This is a genomic window from Paenibacillus sp. UASWS1643, from assembly GCF_008693195.1.
GTDB classification, from domain to species: Bacteria; Bacillota; Bacilli; order Paenibacillales; family Paenibacillaceae; genus Paenibacillus; species Paenibacillus amylolyticus_B.
In genome coordinates, this window is the sequence record NZ_VXKZ01000108.1 from 196355 (window position 1) to 212689 (window position 16335).

The 16335-nt window shown below is 46.6% G+C and carries 14 protein-coding genes; 12 read left to right on the top strand and 2 right to left on the bottom strand.

Annotated elements, in window-relative coordinates:
• Positions 1-18: 18 nt before the first annotated feature.
• From FE296_RS15390 to FE296_RS34045, 3 genes are all read left to right on the top strand, one after another.
• Positions 19-1086, top strand: coding sequence for an ankyrin repeat domain-containing protein (locus FE296_RS15390; RefSeq protein WP_150365509.1), 1068 nt, complete (start codon positions 19-21; stop codon positions 1084-1086).
• Positions 1087-1493: 407 nt separating this feature from the next.
• Complete coding sequence (locus FE296_RS15395; RefSeq protein ID WP_150365510.1) at positions 1494-2846, top strand: glucoamylase family protein; 1353 nt, start codon at positions 1494-1496, stop codon at positions 2844-2846.
• Between the two features lie 98 nt (positions 2847-2944).
• The gene (locus tag FE296_RS34045; RefSeq protein ID WP_223868889.1) at positions 2945-3268 is read left to right on the top strand and encodes an FAD-dependent monooxygenase; all 324 of its coding nucleotides are present in this window, start codon (positions 2945-2947) and stop codon (positions 3266-3268) included.
• Positions 3269-3353: 85 nt separating this feature from the next.
• Here FE296_RS34045 and FE296_RS34050 read toward each other — a convergent pair whose 3' ends face one another.
• Complete coding sequence (locus FE296_RS34050) at positions 3354-3623, bottom strand: CPBP family intramembrane glutamic endopeptidase (protein WP_150365540.1); 270 nt, start codon at positions 3621-3623, stop codon at positions 3354-3356.
• 714 nt (positions 3624-4337) lie between these two features.
• On the opposite strand from FE296_RS34050, the gene FE296_RS15410 reads away from it, so the two are divergent.
• The 4 genes from FE296_RS15410 (at position 4338) to FE296_RS15425 (ending at position 9000) form a co-directional block, all read left to right on the top strand.
• Positions 4338-5315 (top strand): ABC transporter permease, encoded by a 978-nt coding sequence (locus FE296_RS15410; protein WP_150365512.1) that lies wholly within the window; start codon positions 4338-4340, stop codon positions 5313-5315.
• A 16-nt stretch (positions 5316-5331) separates the two neighbouring features.
• The gene (locus FE296_RS15415) at positions 5332-6243 is read left to right on the top strand and encodes a carbohydrate ABC transporter permease (RefSeq protein ID WP_124116320.1); all 912 of its coding nucleotides are present in this window, start codon (positions 5332-5334) and stop codon (positions 6241-6243) included.
• A 38-nt stretch (positions 6244-6281) separates the two neighbouring features.
• Positions 6282-7892 carry an extracellular solute-binding protein gene (locus tag FE296_RS15420; protein ID WP_150365513.1) on the top strand — a complete coding sequence of 537 codons (1611 nt, stop codon included), beginning with the start codon at positions 6282-6284 and terminating at the stop codon, positions 7890-7892.
• A 91-nt stretch (positions 7893-7983) separates the two neighbouring features.
• The gene (locus FE296_RS15425; protein ID WP_150365514.1) at positions 7984-9000 is read left to right on the top strand and encodes a glycoside hydrolase family 130 protein; all 1017 of its coding nucleotides are present in this window, start codon (positions 7984-7986) and stop codon (positions 8998-9000) included.
• Positions 9001-9074: 74 nt separating this feature from the next.
• On the opposite strand, the gene FE296_RS15430 is transcribed toward FE296_RS15425, so the two are convergent.
• Positions 9075-11405, bottom strand: coding sequence for a helix-turn-helix domain-containing protein (locus FE296_RS15430; RefSeq protein WP_150365515.1), 2331 nt, complete (start codon positions 11403-11405; stop codon positions 9075-9077).
• Between the two features lie 271 nt (positions 11406-11676).
• On the opposite strand from FE296_RS15430, the gene FE296_RS15435 reads away from it, so the two are divergent.
• From FE296_RS15435 to FE296_RS15455, 5 genes are read left to right on the top strand one after another with little or no spacing between them, the layout of a single operon-like run.
• Positions 11677-12726: an amidohydrolase/deacetylase family metallohydrolase gene (locus tag FE296_RS15435; protein ID WP_263364212.1), complete on the top strand. Its 1050-nt coding sequence runs from the start codon at positions 11677-11679 to the stop codon at positions 12724-12726.
• On the top strand, positions 12704-13813 hold the full coding sequence (locus tag FE296_RS15440; RefSeq protein ID WP_150365517.1) for a DgaE family pyridoxal phosphate-dependent ammonia lyase: 1110 nt from the start codon (positions 12704-12706) through the stop codon (positions 13811-13813). Before FE296_RS15435 ends, FE296_RS15440 begins: the two co-directional genes overlap by 23 nt.
• Positions 13810-14565, top strand: a complete 756-nt coding sequence (gene dagF, locus FE296_RS15445; RefSeq protein ID WP_150365518.1) for a 2-dehydro-3-deoxy-phosphogluconate aldolase — start codon at positions 13810-13812, stop codon at positions 14563-14565. The genes FE296_RS15440 and dagF overlap by 4 nt, the downstream gene beginning before the upstream one ends.
• Positions 14558-15571, top strand: coding sequence for a sugar kinase (locus FE296_RS15450; RefSeq protein ID WP_124116327.1), 1014 nt, complete (start codon positions 14558-14560; stop codon positions 15569-15571). The genes dagF and FE296_RS15450 overlap by 8 nt, the downstream gene beginning before the upstream one ends.
• Positions 15558-16304 (top strand): GntR family transcriptional regulator, encoded by a 747-nt coding sequence (locus tag FE296_RS15455; protein ID WP_190945252.1) that lies wholly within the window; start codon positions 15558-15560, stop codon positions 16302-16304. The genes FE296_RS15450 and FE296_RS15455 overlap by 14 nt, the downstream gene beginning before the upstream one ends.
• Positions 16305-16335: the final 31 nt, after the last annotated feature.

Consider the following 16335-nt stretch of genomic DNA (forward strand, 5'->3'; position numbering starts at 1 on the left):
TAGTAGGAGGGTGCACCTTTGTTCAAAATCGGAAATCAAGGATCGTTCGAAACGCTTCCTGATCAAGCTAGGGCAATATATGAGGGAGATACCGGTGCTGTAGAACAATTCATTAAGCAGGGCATGGGTCTCGAAGAAGAGATCACACTCAGCAAATACATAGCATTAACGCCGTTAGACCTTGCCTTAATCTGCAATCAACTGGAAGTGGTTAAGTTGTTGGTCGAGCATGGAGTTAATCTGAATGTCAAAAATAATCCGGCGATCCTGAAGGCAGTTAGATACTGTGGAGAAGAAATGGTGCGATACCTGTACCAGCAAGGAGCCAAGTTAAATGGCCTTAATCGGGTCAAATCCAGTGCATATGATGAAGCCTACTATGGTAACAAAAAGAATATAACCGTGCTAAATGAACTGGGGTTGGGTATTCGTAAATATGGAGGGAAAACGTTACGCAAAGCGGTAGCTGATCACGATATGAAGACAATCCAGTACTTGCTGGATCAAGGAGTGGACGTCAATTACAATGAACCGGATATGGTATACCCGTATAAGGCGACACCTCTCACGGTAGCTGCAAGACTTAATAACATGAAGATGGTTCGATATCTGGTGGACCAGGGAGCAGATGTGACCATTCAGGAGAAGGATGGAGAGCGAGCGTACACGATTGCAGTGAGTCAGAAAAATGAAGAAATGGCTGAATACCTAAAGGGGCATGAACCTCAAGAATTTCATGATATGAGCAACAAATTGCATGCATTGAAGTCCTATAAACTTCCACAGCAACTTATTGATTTTCTAACTAGTGGACCCCGAAGAATGGATTTGCCAGATAATGAATCAGGCATCCGATATATAGAATTCTTTCATCTGATCGATACCGTGGAGATGAAAATGGGCAGGCAGAAGCTACTGCGTATTTCCTCGGACATCGATCAATACTCACATATGCTGATTGTCTGGAGTCCGAGCAAAAAAATGATGGGATATGCGGATATTGAACATCAAGAACATGGAACGATAGCTACATTTGAAGAATTCTTGGCAGATCCTGTTGCAGCTATAGAAGGTACCCTGAAATAGATGGATTGTATACGGAAATTCTATTAACCTCTTTCCTATTAACATGTGGAAGAGGTTTTTACTATTATGAACATTCTAATATAGAAAAAATATCATATGAAAAAAAGTATGATAGTGTGTGATAAAGTTTTAAATGGTAAATACCGAATTATGTTATAACCGCGGCGACAAATACCATGTATGCTGCTTTGATATTATCTCACCCATCCCCATCCTGAACCAGACCAACTCAGTTCCAATGAAAATGAGATTGGCTTACTTAATGAAACGTTTCGAATTTATATTTATAAATTCTCTTTATGGTAATCAGTGTTTGTAAGCGTTTTACTTTTCTTGTTTACGGAAATGGGAAAATTATGATAACATATACACGAAACGTTTCGAATCCATTTGAAGGGGAGAAAATCATGAAAAAAGTAAAACAATTCAGCTTCATTTTAACTTTTTGTCTGTTCGCTAATTTAGCTTTAACTCCTATGGCCTCAGCAGGTGACTCAAGCAATTTAATTGGATTTCGAGCAGAACTGAAAGCGATTGCATATAAAACTTATTCGTTTTTTGAGGACTATACGGATCAGAACACCGGCTTGACTTACGATGAAGTTCGGCTCACTGAAAACGGGACAGAAGAAGCTAAACGTACCTCGCCCACGAACATCGCCATGTATATGATGAGCACCGTTTCAGCGCAACAATTGGGTATCATTTCGAAGAAAGAAGCAGTACTTCGCCTGCAAACGACTATTAATTCCCTCGAAAAGTTAGAAAAGTGGAACGGCCTATTTTATAATTGGTATAACACAGATGACGGTTCAGTGAAGAAAGATTGGGGGCAATTTATATCCCAAGTCGATAATGGCTGGTTATCCGCTGGTTTAATTGTTGTTGGGCAAGCCTATGAAGAACTTCATGGGGCAACAAGCGAGTTGGTCGAAAATATGAATTATACTCCGTTATATGATCCTGAAGTCGGTCAATTCCGCGGAGGCTATGATGTGGCTAAAGGCGCACTGACGGATCACCATTATGGAATGTTTTACACGGAACCACGTGTAGGCAGCTATATTGCCATTGGGAAAGGTGATGTTCCCCAAGAGCATTGGTGGAAGATGTATCGCACATTACCTCAAGAATGGGATTGGCAAGCTCAGATTCCTCAAGGCAAATCTGTTAAGTACGATGGAGTGGATGTGTTTGAAGGAAGTTATGTATACAAGGATAAAAAGTTCGTGCCAAGCTGGGGAGGTAGCATGTTTGAAGCTCTTATGCCCGGTATGGTCATAAAGGAAAAAGAGTTGGGTACTCAAGCTTTGGGATTGAACAACCAGCGTCATGTCGAATTGCAGATCGAATATGCCAAAGAAAAAGGCTATGCCGCATGGGGCTTTTCACCTTCTGCAACTCCGACAGGTTACAGTGAGTTTGCAGCAACGCCGTTAGGAACCTCGGGTTACAAAGATGGAGCAACGGTTACAGCACACGCAACATTCCTTGCCCTGGATTATGCCCCTGAAGCTGTTCGAAAGAACATTAAAGCTTTAAAAAACTTCAAAATGTTTGGCAAGTATGGGTTCTATGACTCAGTCAATGTTGAAACGGGAGAACTCGCAAAAGCTTATCTGGCACTGGATCAAGGGATGATTATGGTGTCGATCGCCAACTATCTTCAAGATGGCGTTATACGCGATTATTTTCACAGTGATGTGATAGGGCAGACGCCAGAAGAATTATTGAAAAAAGAAGTTTTTTCCATTCAATAAAGGGTTGCTTTAGATTAGAGCAAGTTCACTAACGAAATGGGACGAAGATAAAAAGATGGGCGGAACGAAGCAGGTTATCAGCATGCTTCGTTCCGTTTTTGCGTTTACCATTGATAATGAAGTCGTATCGATTAGATTATGGAATTTACGTTACAGGTAGTGGTGAAGGCAGGGTGATCCCCCGATCACCGACAGTGTATCCGGAAAAAGAAAAGGTATTGTACAACCTCGGCTGGAAGCTGGCGGCCATCCTAAACGGAGCGGACACCGCCTTATTCGACACGTACAATGAGGAGCGCCGTCCAGTGGCTCAATCAGTGATGCCCGCTAGCTCCATAAATTGTGAGAGAGCACTTGTCATGTACGAGTCACGTCGTCTTATAAACACCGTGGGCACTTTTCCATACGATTCTGGTAATTAATGTCTTAACGTACGAACTGTTGTGTCCGCCAGCTTTGCAAATTTACTCACTGTTAATCGCATCTAACGTCCCTCTTTTCAAATAATCAGTTCTTGTATTTTCGTGCCAGAATAATTCCAATAGAAATATTATAAATGACATGTGCAAGGATTGGGGGAATTAACGACCCCGTAAAATAAAAGAGCAGTGCAAAAATCAAACCATTCACAAACACAACTATAAGGACACCCGTAGCTCCTCTATATTGAGGAATGTGTATTATCCAGAATAGAAAAGTGCTTATTAGAATGACGAGCCAATCCACGAACAATGAATTTCCAATAAATAATCCGATCAGGACACCTCTAAAAAGAATTCTTCAAATATACCACCTATCGCCGTTAAAGCTATACCACTTGGGTTGGATCATTATTTTTTTAATCATATCTGACCCCTCGGTTTTAGGGAGTTCAGTTCTTGTTCTGATAAATGTAATTAGAACAATCGAAGTAATAAAAAAACTGAAAATAAGACCAAAGATGATTACGGATAATATACTAATCTTGTTTGGCATGAATAAGGAAGCTATAAATGGCAACATTTCTCCCCACTTAAATAAACCAATAAAAATAAATCCAATAAATAGAAAAGCTGATTGCGTTAGTAATGCGATCAACAGTATTTTGTAATGTTCCTTTGCATGGGTCTCAGACATAATGAAAACTCCTTTATCACATTTTTTTCATTGTAGATTGTGACGTAGCGTCCTCCGCAACAGCTTTTTTTTATCAAAGTATTGATCAGTTACTCATAACAAACGTTTGAATTCTTGCTCGGTGATCACAATATGTTTCTTTTGCAACGTGGAGGAGGTTCGTAATTCACATATGTACAGCCTTGCTCCATCTGCAACCATCCACATCAGGGCTGGACGGAAAGTGCCGCAGTAGCGCGGTTTTACACACCCTATTCGTGACAATGCAGAACCTACATATTTACCGTGTCATCTTCGTTTAACTATACTTCGGATTGTAAGCGTTACCAAAAAGGGAGTCAGCAAGAATGCAAAGCAGCAACATAACCGTAGGTAATGAAAGACATAGAAAGGAGTGAGAGAGTGAAGGAGAGTCACACAGTAGTATCCGTAAATCCTTCATTGAAGAAGAACTCCCTTGGCAAGAGAATTTGGAAAAACTGGGAGCTTTATCTGTTCATGCTTCCCGCATTGTTGTATTTCCTTGTTTTTCATTATGGTCCGATGTACGGCATTCAGATTGCTTTTAAGAATTTCGTACCTTCAAAAGGAATTACAGGCAGCCAATGGGTTGGTTTTGATCATTTTGAACGGTTCTTCAATTCTTATTTTTTCTGGGATCTGCTCTGGAACACATTCAGTATCAGCTTCTATGAACTTGCCATCGGATTTCCGCTGCCTATCATATTGGCGCTGGCCTTCAATGAAGTCCGCAACGGCCCGTTCAAGAAATCGGTCCAGACGGTCACCTATGCACCCCATTTCATTTCTGTAGTTGTCATGGCAGGTATGATCATTACCTTTTTATCACCCTCAAGCGGAATGATTGTCAGGTTCATCGAATTCATTGGTCTTGAACCAGCACAGTTTCTGACTGATCCTGCATGGTTCAAGACGGTGTATGTATTCTCCGGCGTTTGGCAGAGCACCGGGTGGGGAACCATTATTTATCTCGCAGCCCTGTCTGGCGTAGATCCCCAGCTCCATGAAGCAGCCATTATGGATGGAGCAAGCCGAATTAAACGGGTGCTGCATATCAATCTGCCGACGATATTACCCACGATTACGATCATGCTGATCTTGAATATGGGTAATATACTGGGTCTTGGCTTCGAGAAGATTCTGCTGCTGCAGAATTCACTCAATATGGAAGCATCCGATGTAATTTCCACCTATGTATACCGCGCCGGATTGGTGAACGCTCAGTATAGCTTCTCTACGGCTGTCGGATTGTTCAACTCGGTAGTCAACGTTATTTTGCTTGTTACAGTCAACCAGATCGCCAAACGCACCAGTGAGAACAGCCTCTGGTAGAAAGGAGTTGAAGTCTTTGGTTACTGCGATGAAAGAATCCAGGGGGGACAAGCTTTTTCTGATCAGCACTTATATTTATTTAGGTCTTTCACTGCTGGTTGTTCTCTATCCGCTCATCTATATTCTCAGCGCTTCAATCAGTTCGCCGCAGGACGTCAATTCGGGAGCGATGTGGTTGTTTCCGAAGAATGTAACACTGGACGGCTACAAGCTAGTATTTGAGAACCCGAAGATATGGAGTGGTTACTGGAACACCATTATTTACACAGTTGTAGGCACTCTGCTCAATCTCGCCGTCACGCTACCGGCCTCGTATGCGCTCAGCAGATCTGATTTTGTCGGGCGCCAGTTGTTCATGGGCCTCATTCTGTTCACGATGTTCTTCAGTGGCGGAATAGTGCCGACGTATCTGCTGGTTAAGAACCTTGGACTCATGAACAGCATGTGGGCATTGATTCTGCCGGTGGCCGCTTCGGTCTGGAATATCGTCGTGGCCCGCACCTTTTTTCAGACGACCATTCCGAAAGAACTTCAGGAAGCAGCGCACATTGACGGCTGTACGAACCTAAAGCTGTTCATTCGCATTGTTCTACCACTGTCGGCACCGATCGTAGCAGTTATGGCCCTGTTCTATGGGGTTAGCCACTGGAACAGCTACTTCCCGTCCCTGATCTATTTAAATGATGAAGCGAAGTATCCGCTGCAGATGGTTCTGCGTCAGATCCTTGTTCTTCAGGAAATGACAGCGGAAACGACGGGCTCATCCATTAACGGCGAGGTGGCGACCGCCATGAATAATAAGGCAGAAACGGCATCCCTGATTAAATATGGAGTCATTGTTGTCTCCACACTGCCCATTGTGGCAATCTATCCATTCCTGCAGCGTTACTTTGTCCAAGGGGTCATGATAGGTTCTGTTAAAGGCTAAACAGTTAAAATGGGATGAAATCAAGGGAGGAATTATAAATGCCAACCACGCGCAAGTCATGGAAGCTTTTGCTATCTTCGGCTTTAGTTATTACATTACTGGCAGGCTGCAGCAGTTCAAACGAAGGTGAAGCGAACAACAATCTCGGAAAAGTCGCTGTGAACAATGAAGGTTTCCCGATTGTTAATGAACCCGTTACTTTGTCGCTTATGGCGCCAGATGTAGGGATTCAGAACTGGGAGAACATGGCTGTGCTCCAGCAGATGCAGGAGAAGACCGGTATTACGCTGGAATACAAGAATGCACCGAAGGATAGCTTCGAAACGAAGAAAAATCTGGTGCTCGCCAGTGGGGATTACCCGGATATCCTCTATGCTGCCGGTTTGACAACTGCAGAGCAGATGAATTATGGAGAGCAGGGTATCCTCATTCCACTGGAGGATCTGATCGAAGAGTATGCTCCGAATTTCAAGGCGCTGTTGGAGGAGAATCCAGATGTCCGCAAATCAATCACTGCACCGGACGGGCACATCTATTCCTTGCCGGTAGTAGAACTTAGCCAGCACTGGTATCGCAATCCGATGTGGTATAACGGGGACTTCCTGAAGGCACTAAATATCGATAAACTTCCCGAAACGACAGAGGAGCTGTATACCTATCTGAAACGTGTGAAAGAGGAAGATCCCAACGGCAATGGTATAGCCGATGAAATTCCGATTTCCTCGGTGACAACACCCGCTGCGAACCTCCGCGATATCCGTACATGGCTGCTTGGTGCCTTCGGCATTTATGAAGAAGAAATTTATGTGGACGATGCGGACAAGGTGCATTATACACCACTTGAAGAAGGTTACAAGGAGTATTTAACTTATATGAACCGCCTGTGGTCTGAAGATCTGCTGGATCATGAGAGCTTTTCACAAACAGCGGAGCAAAAGAAGGCCAAAGCACAGAACAATCAAATCGCCCTCTTTTCGGACTGGCATGCCTACATGAGCAAAGGTGGAGAACCTTCGACGGCGGATCCGATGTTTGCACCTGTCCACAGTGAATCAGTTGCTGCTCCAGCGATTGCAAAGAACAGGGGGATTACAAGCGGCGCCTTTGCTATCACGCAGAGTAATCCTGCGCCGGAAGCCTCTATGCGCTGGGTGGATTATCTCTATTCGTATGAAGGTGCCATGTTCTTCAATAAAGGTCCAGAGGGCACTCTCTGGGAGTACACTGACAAAGATAACCGGGTCAAACGTTACTTGCCGGTACCTGATGGTAAGGAAATGGAAGATTATCGGGCAACGCTGACACCTAACTACGGCATTCCCGCTCCAACCCTGTCCATGGATGATATTAATAAGGGGCTGAAGACAGACTTTGACCTTTGGGTAGAGCAGGAGACCAAGCAGAAGCTTCTCGATAAAGGCGCACGGATTCCGTTTCCCACTCTGTTCCTTACCGTGGAAGAACAGACCGAAATCAGCAGCCTGAATTCTGATTTGAAGACATATGTGAATCAGATGGAGGCGAAATTCATCACTGGAGCCGAGCCGCTTACGGGTTGGGACAATTATGTGGCGACCGTCAAAAAAATGGGCGGAGAGCGTATGGTTGAAATCAATCAGGCTGCCTATGATCGTTGGAAATCCAACTAATCAGGTCCATGCGAAGAAAGTTGCTGTTAAAAATGAGATATAAGGATACAACGCGTCCCTGAACATTCATGCAGATGCAGGAGGAATAGACATGCAAATCACGAGACATCCGAATAATCCCATTGTTGTCCCGGGCGACTATGAATGGCGTAAGGTTACGGTTTTCAACCCTGCGGTCATCATCGATAACGGTAAATTTTATATGATTGAGCGCACTGCTGGTTCCCTAACTCCATGCAAAAATTACTTGGGTCTGCTAGAGAGTGAAGACGGGGTGAACTTTACCCACGTGAAGGATGAGCCAATTGTGACGCCAGACATGCTGGGATTCCCTTATGGTAGTGTACAGGACCCGCGGATTGTCAAAATTGACGGAACCTTCTACCTGAACTACGCCCTTCGCCCCTGTGCCATGAGTTATTACCCTACCGGGGCAGGCGTCCCTCTTCGCTCTATTCCGGAATATCCGGACGGGTGGGGAGACGAGGAGGGACATTGGCTAACCCGGTCCTCCATTTTGAAATCAGATAATCTGCTGGATTGGGAGTATGTAGCGGACACGACACCTCTTGATATTAATGACCGGGACAACATTCTGTTCCCTGAGAAAATAGGCGGTAAATTCGTACTGCTGCGCCGCCCTGAGGAATATGTGGGAGAAGCCTACGGTACGGATAAGGCGGCCATGTGGATTACCTACTCCGAGGATCTCGTGAACTGGGAAGAGCCCAAGCTGTTAGCTACCGCGCAGAACCTGTCCTGGGAATCGCGGAAGATTGGGGGCTCTACGCCCCCGATCCGTACGGACAAGGGCTGGCTGGTACTCTATCATGGCGTCGATGAGGACATTGTCTACCGTGTGGGGGCCATGCTGCTGGATTTGGAGCAGCCTGAGAAAATCATTGCCCGGACACATCATTTTATTATGGAGCCAGAGACGTACTATGAGAAATTTGGGTTCCAGATCCCAAATGTCATCTTCCCGACCGGAAATGTGGTCAAAGATGGACTGCTCTATATTTATTACGGGGTAACAGATACGGCGATTGCCCTTGCAACTGTTCCGCTGGACGAGCTGGTAGGGCACATCCTCCAGGAAGGGCAGTAGCTAAATAAACCATAAATGAAGCGGTATCTTCAAATACAAGAATGTAGTACAGAAGGGGCGGAAGCTCCGCCAATTTAAACAGGTCCTTTAATAGTAGCTCCTCTTAAGGCATGTTCTTTGCGATACTGCCCTGGCGTCAGACCGATTTCTTTTTTGAACTTGCGGATGAAATTTGGCGTATCCATGTAACCGACCTGTTCGATAATTTCTTTGAGCGGTGCGCTAGTGTTCTCCAGCAGCCGCATGACTTCATCCACACGTCGCTGCCAGATGTATTGTGAGAAATTGCGGCCGGTCTTCTCTTTGAAGCTCCGGCTTAAATAAGAAGTTGAAATGGCAAACTTAAGTGCCACATGCTCCAGGCTGAGTGTGTAATCTGCAAACTGTTGATCCACGTAAGCGAGAATGTCATCCATTAACGTAGACTCGTTTGTCTTCGTATTCAGCTCCACCTTCGCGCAAATGTCAGCGGCCAGACAGAGCAAACGACTCTCCAACTCTTCAAGTGTTTCAAAGGAAGTTAACTCCGGTATATTGGCGAACACTTCGTTCATACCAAGCTCGGAGGCGGTGCGTAGAAAAGCGTTCAGCAGATCGAAACAGATGCAGCGCAGTAGATGAACCTGCAACGGCTCGTCTTGGATCGTATGAATGGCATCGGTAATCATTTGGACAGCTACTGATTCGTTGCCCTGCTTTAGACTCTGCTCCAGTTTCAGCATGGATTTGCGCGGAATCCAAAAGCTCTCGGAAGTAGAAGAATTCAGCTCTGCAAGCTGCTCGAAATAAGTCACCTGACCGCTGCGCCGGATGATCCGGTGCTCCAGAGCTGCAGCGGCTTCAATGAAGGATTGGTTAAGCCGGGCCAAGTCCCCATAGGCCATGCCGACACCTATACTCAGAGATAGCTGCGAGTGCTCGCGGATCACCGTCTGAATGGCTTCAATGACCTGTTCCAGTTGGCTTTGAATCGGCTTGTCCGCATCGCCGGGAAGTGAAATAATCAGGGCAAACTGGTCCTTGACCGAAAATTCTACACCAAAGATCTGAGCACCGGTACCTGGAAGACACACATTGCTGAGTATATCCTGCAACAGATGCCGTTCCTGCCAGGACATGTCGTCAGACAACGTATCATCCCAAGACAATATAGCCGAGAAATAGAGCCCTTGTCCTTGAGGATGCCGGAATCCGGCGCTCAGGATCATTTGCTCAATCTCCGGATCATCCGGCTTGCCGTGCTTGAGTAACAGCAACATGCACTGATTACGGACGAAGGGCTCCTGAAAATCAATTTTTGCACTGTAATTGTGGAGCGTCTGTCGTATCCATTCCCATTCATTGCGCAGCTTGGAAGCATCATCGCCGCTGCCTCTCATCTTGTCCATCAAATCCCTGATCGGATGGTACTGCCGTTTGGCTAACAGCAGCGCAGCAGCTATGCCGGTAATGACTGTAATACAGAAGACGATCAAGATCAGGGTCTGGACATGGGCGACACGGCTGAAGAATTGGAAGCTTGGCATTGTGGTCACATAGGTCCAGCCATTTTCTTCAGATTGTACAGAAACAACGGAGTATTGTTCTCCATCCATCTTCAAATTATGAATACCGGGCTCAAGTGTAGCTAAATGCTCAATTTCGTCCTGGGGAAGGCTGATGCCATGGCTGTTCGCGGTCAACACCTCTCCGGAGGAACTGAAAATATAACTGCTTCCTGAGAAATCACTCAAAATCGAATCCATGACCCCCGTAAGGTTGGATTCTTTCATTAAATAAACAACGGTCCCATAGGGAAACGGGTCATTCGGTTTAACAGGCACAAGCATGACAAGCATTGACTCTATTCGGGAATTAACCTTCACGTTCTCAGCGGGACGGACCAGGGGCTGCCTGGTCTCATTCAAGTCCTGCCGCAATTCTTCCGGATTCCAATGCTCGAACTGATAGAGACTATCAAAGGTGACATCAAGATTAGCCAGACCGCGGTATGAATAGATGTTGGAATCGTTATGGAAATAGAGGAGCAGATCCTCTGCAATGCTGCTGCTAGCTTTGTAATTGGCCAGCGCCTGAATCGCCTCCAAGCTGTAATAGGGATGCTGTACCATATAAGGGGTCAGGTGTTTGTCATAGGCGATTCTCCCCGCTATTTCCTGAAGTTCATTCATCCGGTTATCTATAGTGCTCTTCACCTGGTTAAGCTGATTGACATTTGATTGTTCAATCTCCACTCGCAATCCTTTGACAGCGTTTTCATATACAAAAATAGTTACACCTGTCAGAGGAATAAGAAATATGAGAATGTAAGAAAAGGCATATTTCAGCAGAAGCCTTGATTTGAAATGATTCCAGCTGAGCCTGAATCTGTGGAGCAAGGATGGCTTGAGTGCCGAATTTGCCATGAAGCAGTCCCCCAATGTTAGATATTCGAATTAAAAATTTTGAATTAAAAATAGTGTTCTCTTCTGGATTACACTTGTGCTAGTATAAACATTATAACATTATAATCTTTAGAATAAAGTAGCTCATCAGGCTTATTTTTGCCTATTTGGAAGTACAGATTTCATGAATCATTTTTTGGATTTTGCCTGTATACCGGGGTTGAAAAAGGAGATGGGATGAGTGGGCACAGAGAATGTGCTGCGCAATCTGCAGCTTGTTGATGGGCGAATTATGGATATCGCCATTCAGGACGGGATCATCACCGCCATTACACCGCCAGGACAGGTTGAAGGAGAAAATGAGCTGGATTGTTCAGGGTTATATGTGTCTAGTGGGTGGATTGATCTGCATGTGCATGCCGTCCAGGAGCTTGATCCCTATGGCGATGATATCGACGAAATTGGTGTGAAGCAGGGGGTAACAACGCTTGTAGATGCCGGAAGCTGCGGTGCAGATCGAATTGGGGCTTTTTATACCGCAAGACTACAGGCTGCTACACAAGTATTTGCTCTGTTGAACATTTCAAGCATCGGGCTCGAACGGACGGATGAACTGTCGCAGTTGGAATGGATTGACCGGGGCAAGGTCCTGGAGGCGGCAGCGGCTTATCCTGATTTCATTGTTGGTCTGAAGGCCCGCATCAGCCAAAGTGTCGTCAAAGACAGCGGCATACAGCCACTCAAGTTGGCACGCACACTCTCGGAAGAAACGAAGCTTCCACTCATGGTTCACATCGGTTCTGCTCCGCCCGCGATTTCTGATGTGCTGGAGCTACTACAGTCTGGCGATGTAATCACCCATTACCTTAATGGCAAGTCCAACAATCTGTTTCATGCGGACGGCACACCGCTGCAAGAACTACTGGATGCAACTGCTCGGGGAGTTCATCTGGATGTGGGGCATGGCACAGCGAGCTTCTCCTTCCGGATTGCAGAACAGGCCAAGGTTGCAGGAATTGCGCTGAATACAATCAGTACTGACATTTACCGAGGCAACCGTATGAATGGTCCGGTATACAGTATGTCGAATGTGCTGACGAAATTTCTGTACCTCGGCTACAGTCTGGAAGAGGTGATCCGTGCGGTTACAAGAAGTCCAGCGGAGTGGCTCGGTAAGCCGGAGCTCGGGCAGATTAGGGTGGGACAACAGGCGAACCTGACTTTATTTTCATTGGAAGCAGGCGAAAAGCAACTTAAGGACTCGGAAGGTGATGTCCGGGTCACGCAACACTATATTGAGGCTAAAGGAGTCTTTGCTAATGGGTCACTCATTACAGGCTAAATATGGATTGAAGCGTGTTATTAATGCCAGTGGAAGGATGAGCATCCTTGGCGTTTCCGCACCAACGGATTCAGTCATGGATGCGATGAAACAGGGCGGACAGCAGTACGTGGAAATTGCGGATCTTGTGGACAAATCCGGAGAATATATTGCACAGTTACTTGGTTCGGAAAGCACGGTTGTGGTGAACTCCGCATCCAGTGGTATAGCGCTGTCAGTGGCAGCCATTGTGACTGCCGGAGATCCACGTCTCAGCCTTCGTCTGCACCAGGAGCCGATATTGAAAAATGAAATTATTATGCTAAAGGGCCATAATGTGCAATATGGAGCGCCGGTCGAAACCATGATATTCCTTGGCGGCGGCCGGGTAGTAGAAGTCGGGTATGCCAATGAAGGCCGTAAGGAACATATTGATCAGGCGATCGGTGAACACACTGCAGCCATTTTTTATGTTAAATCCCATCACGCTGTCCAGAAGAACATGATTTCTGTGGAAGAGGCATGGGAGGTTGCGCAGCGTAGAGGGGTGCCGCTGATTGTTGATGCGGCAGCGGAAGAGGATCTGTACAAATATATCCAACTTTCGGATCTGGCCATTTACAGCGGGTCGAAAGCTATTGAAGGCCCTACTTCCGGCATTGTCGTCGGCAAAAATAAATACGTGGAGTGGCTTAAGTTACAGCTACACGGGATTGGCCGCAGCATGAAGGTTGGTAAAGAGACCATTTTTGGCTTACTTCAAGCGCTAGAGGAATACCAGGACAAAGCGGATAATAGTGAACGAGAGAAGCAGACACTGGAGGCTCTTCAGCCACTGGATAGACTTCCTGGTGTTTCGGTCAGCATCGTGCAGGATGAAGCCGGTAGATCGATTTTCCGGGGGCGTGTCCAGATTGATTCCTCTCTTGCTGGGGTGGATGCGAAGAAAGTGAATGACCAGCTACGTGAAGGTGCAATTGCGGTATATACCCGAGACTATGGCGTCAAGCAGGGTTATTTCGATATTGATCCAAGGTCGCTACAAGGGGATGATATGCAGGTCATCGTCAGCAGAATACATGAAATCGTGGGAGGTAAACCAGAATGAGTCATATTCAGCAGTGTCTGTATAAGAACAGGGCCGCAATTAATGTATTGGCCGGGAGTATCGGGAACGCCAAGGATGTGTACGAGGCTGCGGAAGGATATGTACTTATTGGTGTGCTCTCCAAAAATTATGCTACGTCGGAAGAAGCTGTAGTTGCCATGACTGAATATGGTCAGGCTATTCAAGATGCCGTATCTATCGGACTCGGGGCCGGAGATAGCCGTCAGGCTGCAGTTGTGGCGGAGATTGCAGCGAGTTATCCGGGAAGCCATATCAATCAGGTATTCCCGGCAGTCGGGGCAACCCGTGCCAGTCTGGGACCTAAAGATAGTTGGATTAACTGCCTGGTATCTCCGTGCGGGCAGCCAGGCTATGTAAATATATCGACTGGCCCCATCAGTTCAGTAACCACTCCGCAGGCCATTGTTCCCGTTCATGCCGCCATTGCACTGGTTCGTGACATGGGAGGGAACGCGCTCAAATATTATCCGATGCAGGGGTTAAAGCTGGAAGAGGAGTATCGTGCTGTTGCCAAGGCTTGTGGAGAAGCGGCTTTTGCTCTGGAGCCTACAGGCGGAATCGATCTGGACAACTTTGGACCCATTCTAGAGATTGCACTTCAGGCAGGCGTACCTCAGGTTATACCACATGTCTATTCTTCAATTATTGAGACGCAGACCGGGAATACGAACGTACAGGATGTCCGCAGACTGCTCGAAACAATGAAATCGCTGGTGGACCGATATGCCTAGGGTTGCTGCTTTTGGTGAAGTGATGATGCGGCTGCAGGTTCCAGGATACGAAACGCTGGTCCAGAGCAGCAGGCTGGAATATACTTTTTCCGGCAGCGGGGTGAATGTAACGGCAGCATTAGCCAGATACGGCCATAACGGCGCTCTTATTACGACTTTGCCGGAAACTCCGGTGGGCGAAGCGGCTCTCGCTTATCTGCGCAAGCTTGGGGTGGATACCTCTCTTATTAGACAGGGCGGTAGACACCTTGGGATGTATTTTCTGGAGAATGGTTTTGGAGCCCGTCCAGGCAGAGTCACTTACACAGACCGCCTGGGCAGCAGTTTCAATACTGCGGAGGCGGCCAATTATGATATGAGAGATCTTGCGTCCCGGATCGACGTTCTTCATTTATGTGGCATTACGCTGGCTATGAATGATGGCGTGCGCAAGCAGATGAAACAGCTTGCGGAGGAAGTGAAAAGTGCTGGAGGCAAGGTTGTGTTTGATTGTAATTACCGTCCTGCGTTATGGGGGACAGATGGTTATGTCAAGGCCCGCCCGCATTATGAGGAACTGCTGGGGCTGGCAGATCTGGTGTTAATGAATGAGAAGGATGCGAAGTGTATTCTTGGCATCGGAACCGGAGAATATGATAGAATAACACAGATGAAGCAAGCGATTCCTGAAGTTGCACAGCGCTTCGGAATCGGAACGGTAGCAGGAACTCACCGTGAGATTAACGCTGACCATACGCATTCCTTGACAGGATATATCTATCATCAAGGTACGTTCGTATTTTCCCGCAAGTTGACGTTCCCGGTGTACGACCGGATTGGTGCCGGCGATGTGTTTGCTAGCACCATCATCCATGGGGAATTGCAGCAATATCCACAGGAACATACGGTTAATATGGCAGTGGCGGCAGCGATGCTGGCCCATACCACTCAAGGTGATACAGCGCTTTTTACCGAGAATGAGGTGCTCCGGGCGCTGTCGGACCATACCTCAGATGTTGAAAGGTAGTGAACAGCGAGTGTCTCTGAAGCGCAAGCAAGGTCCTTTATATCAGCAAATCCAAAAAATTCTCAAAGATCGGATTCTACATGGCGTATATCCTCTCGGAAGCATCATCCCCTCCGAACCGCAGCTGGAGAAAGAATTTGGCGTCAGCAAAATGACAGTCCGCGGTGCGGTCCAAGAGCTGTCCCAGGAAGGTTACGTGCAGAAAAAAAGCGGTGTTGGAACGATTGTGTTGCGCAATACCTCTCATCAGAAGCTCTCAAAGGGCAAACGGTTTACGGAGCTGCTCGTAGAAGAGGGCCATAAGCTGGAAAAGAAAGTTCTGAATTCCCGTTTACTCACCAATGATACCGGAACGGAGGAATATGGTCGCTACAGGCCGTATTGCCAGCGGATTGAAAGGCTCTACATTCTTAACGGACAACCTTATATTCATCTGATACACTTCTTGGCAGCAGCTGCATTGCCCGGCGGAGGCATGGAAGAGATGAATGGAGACATTCAATCTCTGTATGACTCACTGGAGGAGAACGACATTTTGCTGGAGAACTTCAAAGACCGTTTCTTTGTGGAGCTGGCAGCTCCTGAGGTATGCCAGCTACTGAAGATCCCCCCGGGGACGCATGTGCTTAAGCGCCTCCGTAACTCCTTCGACGGAGAAGGCAGATTAATTGAGCACAGTATCGGCTGTTATAACACGGAACTTCATCATTATCTGGTCAGTTACGACACTTGAGGTCGGCGGTGCAAAAAAGGGTCCTGTAATG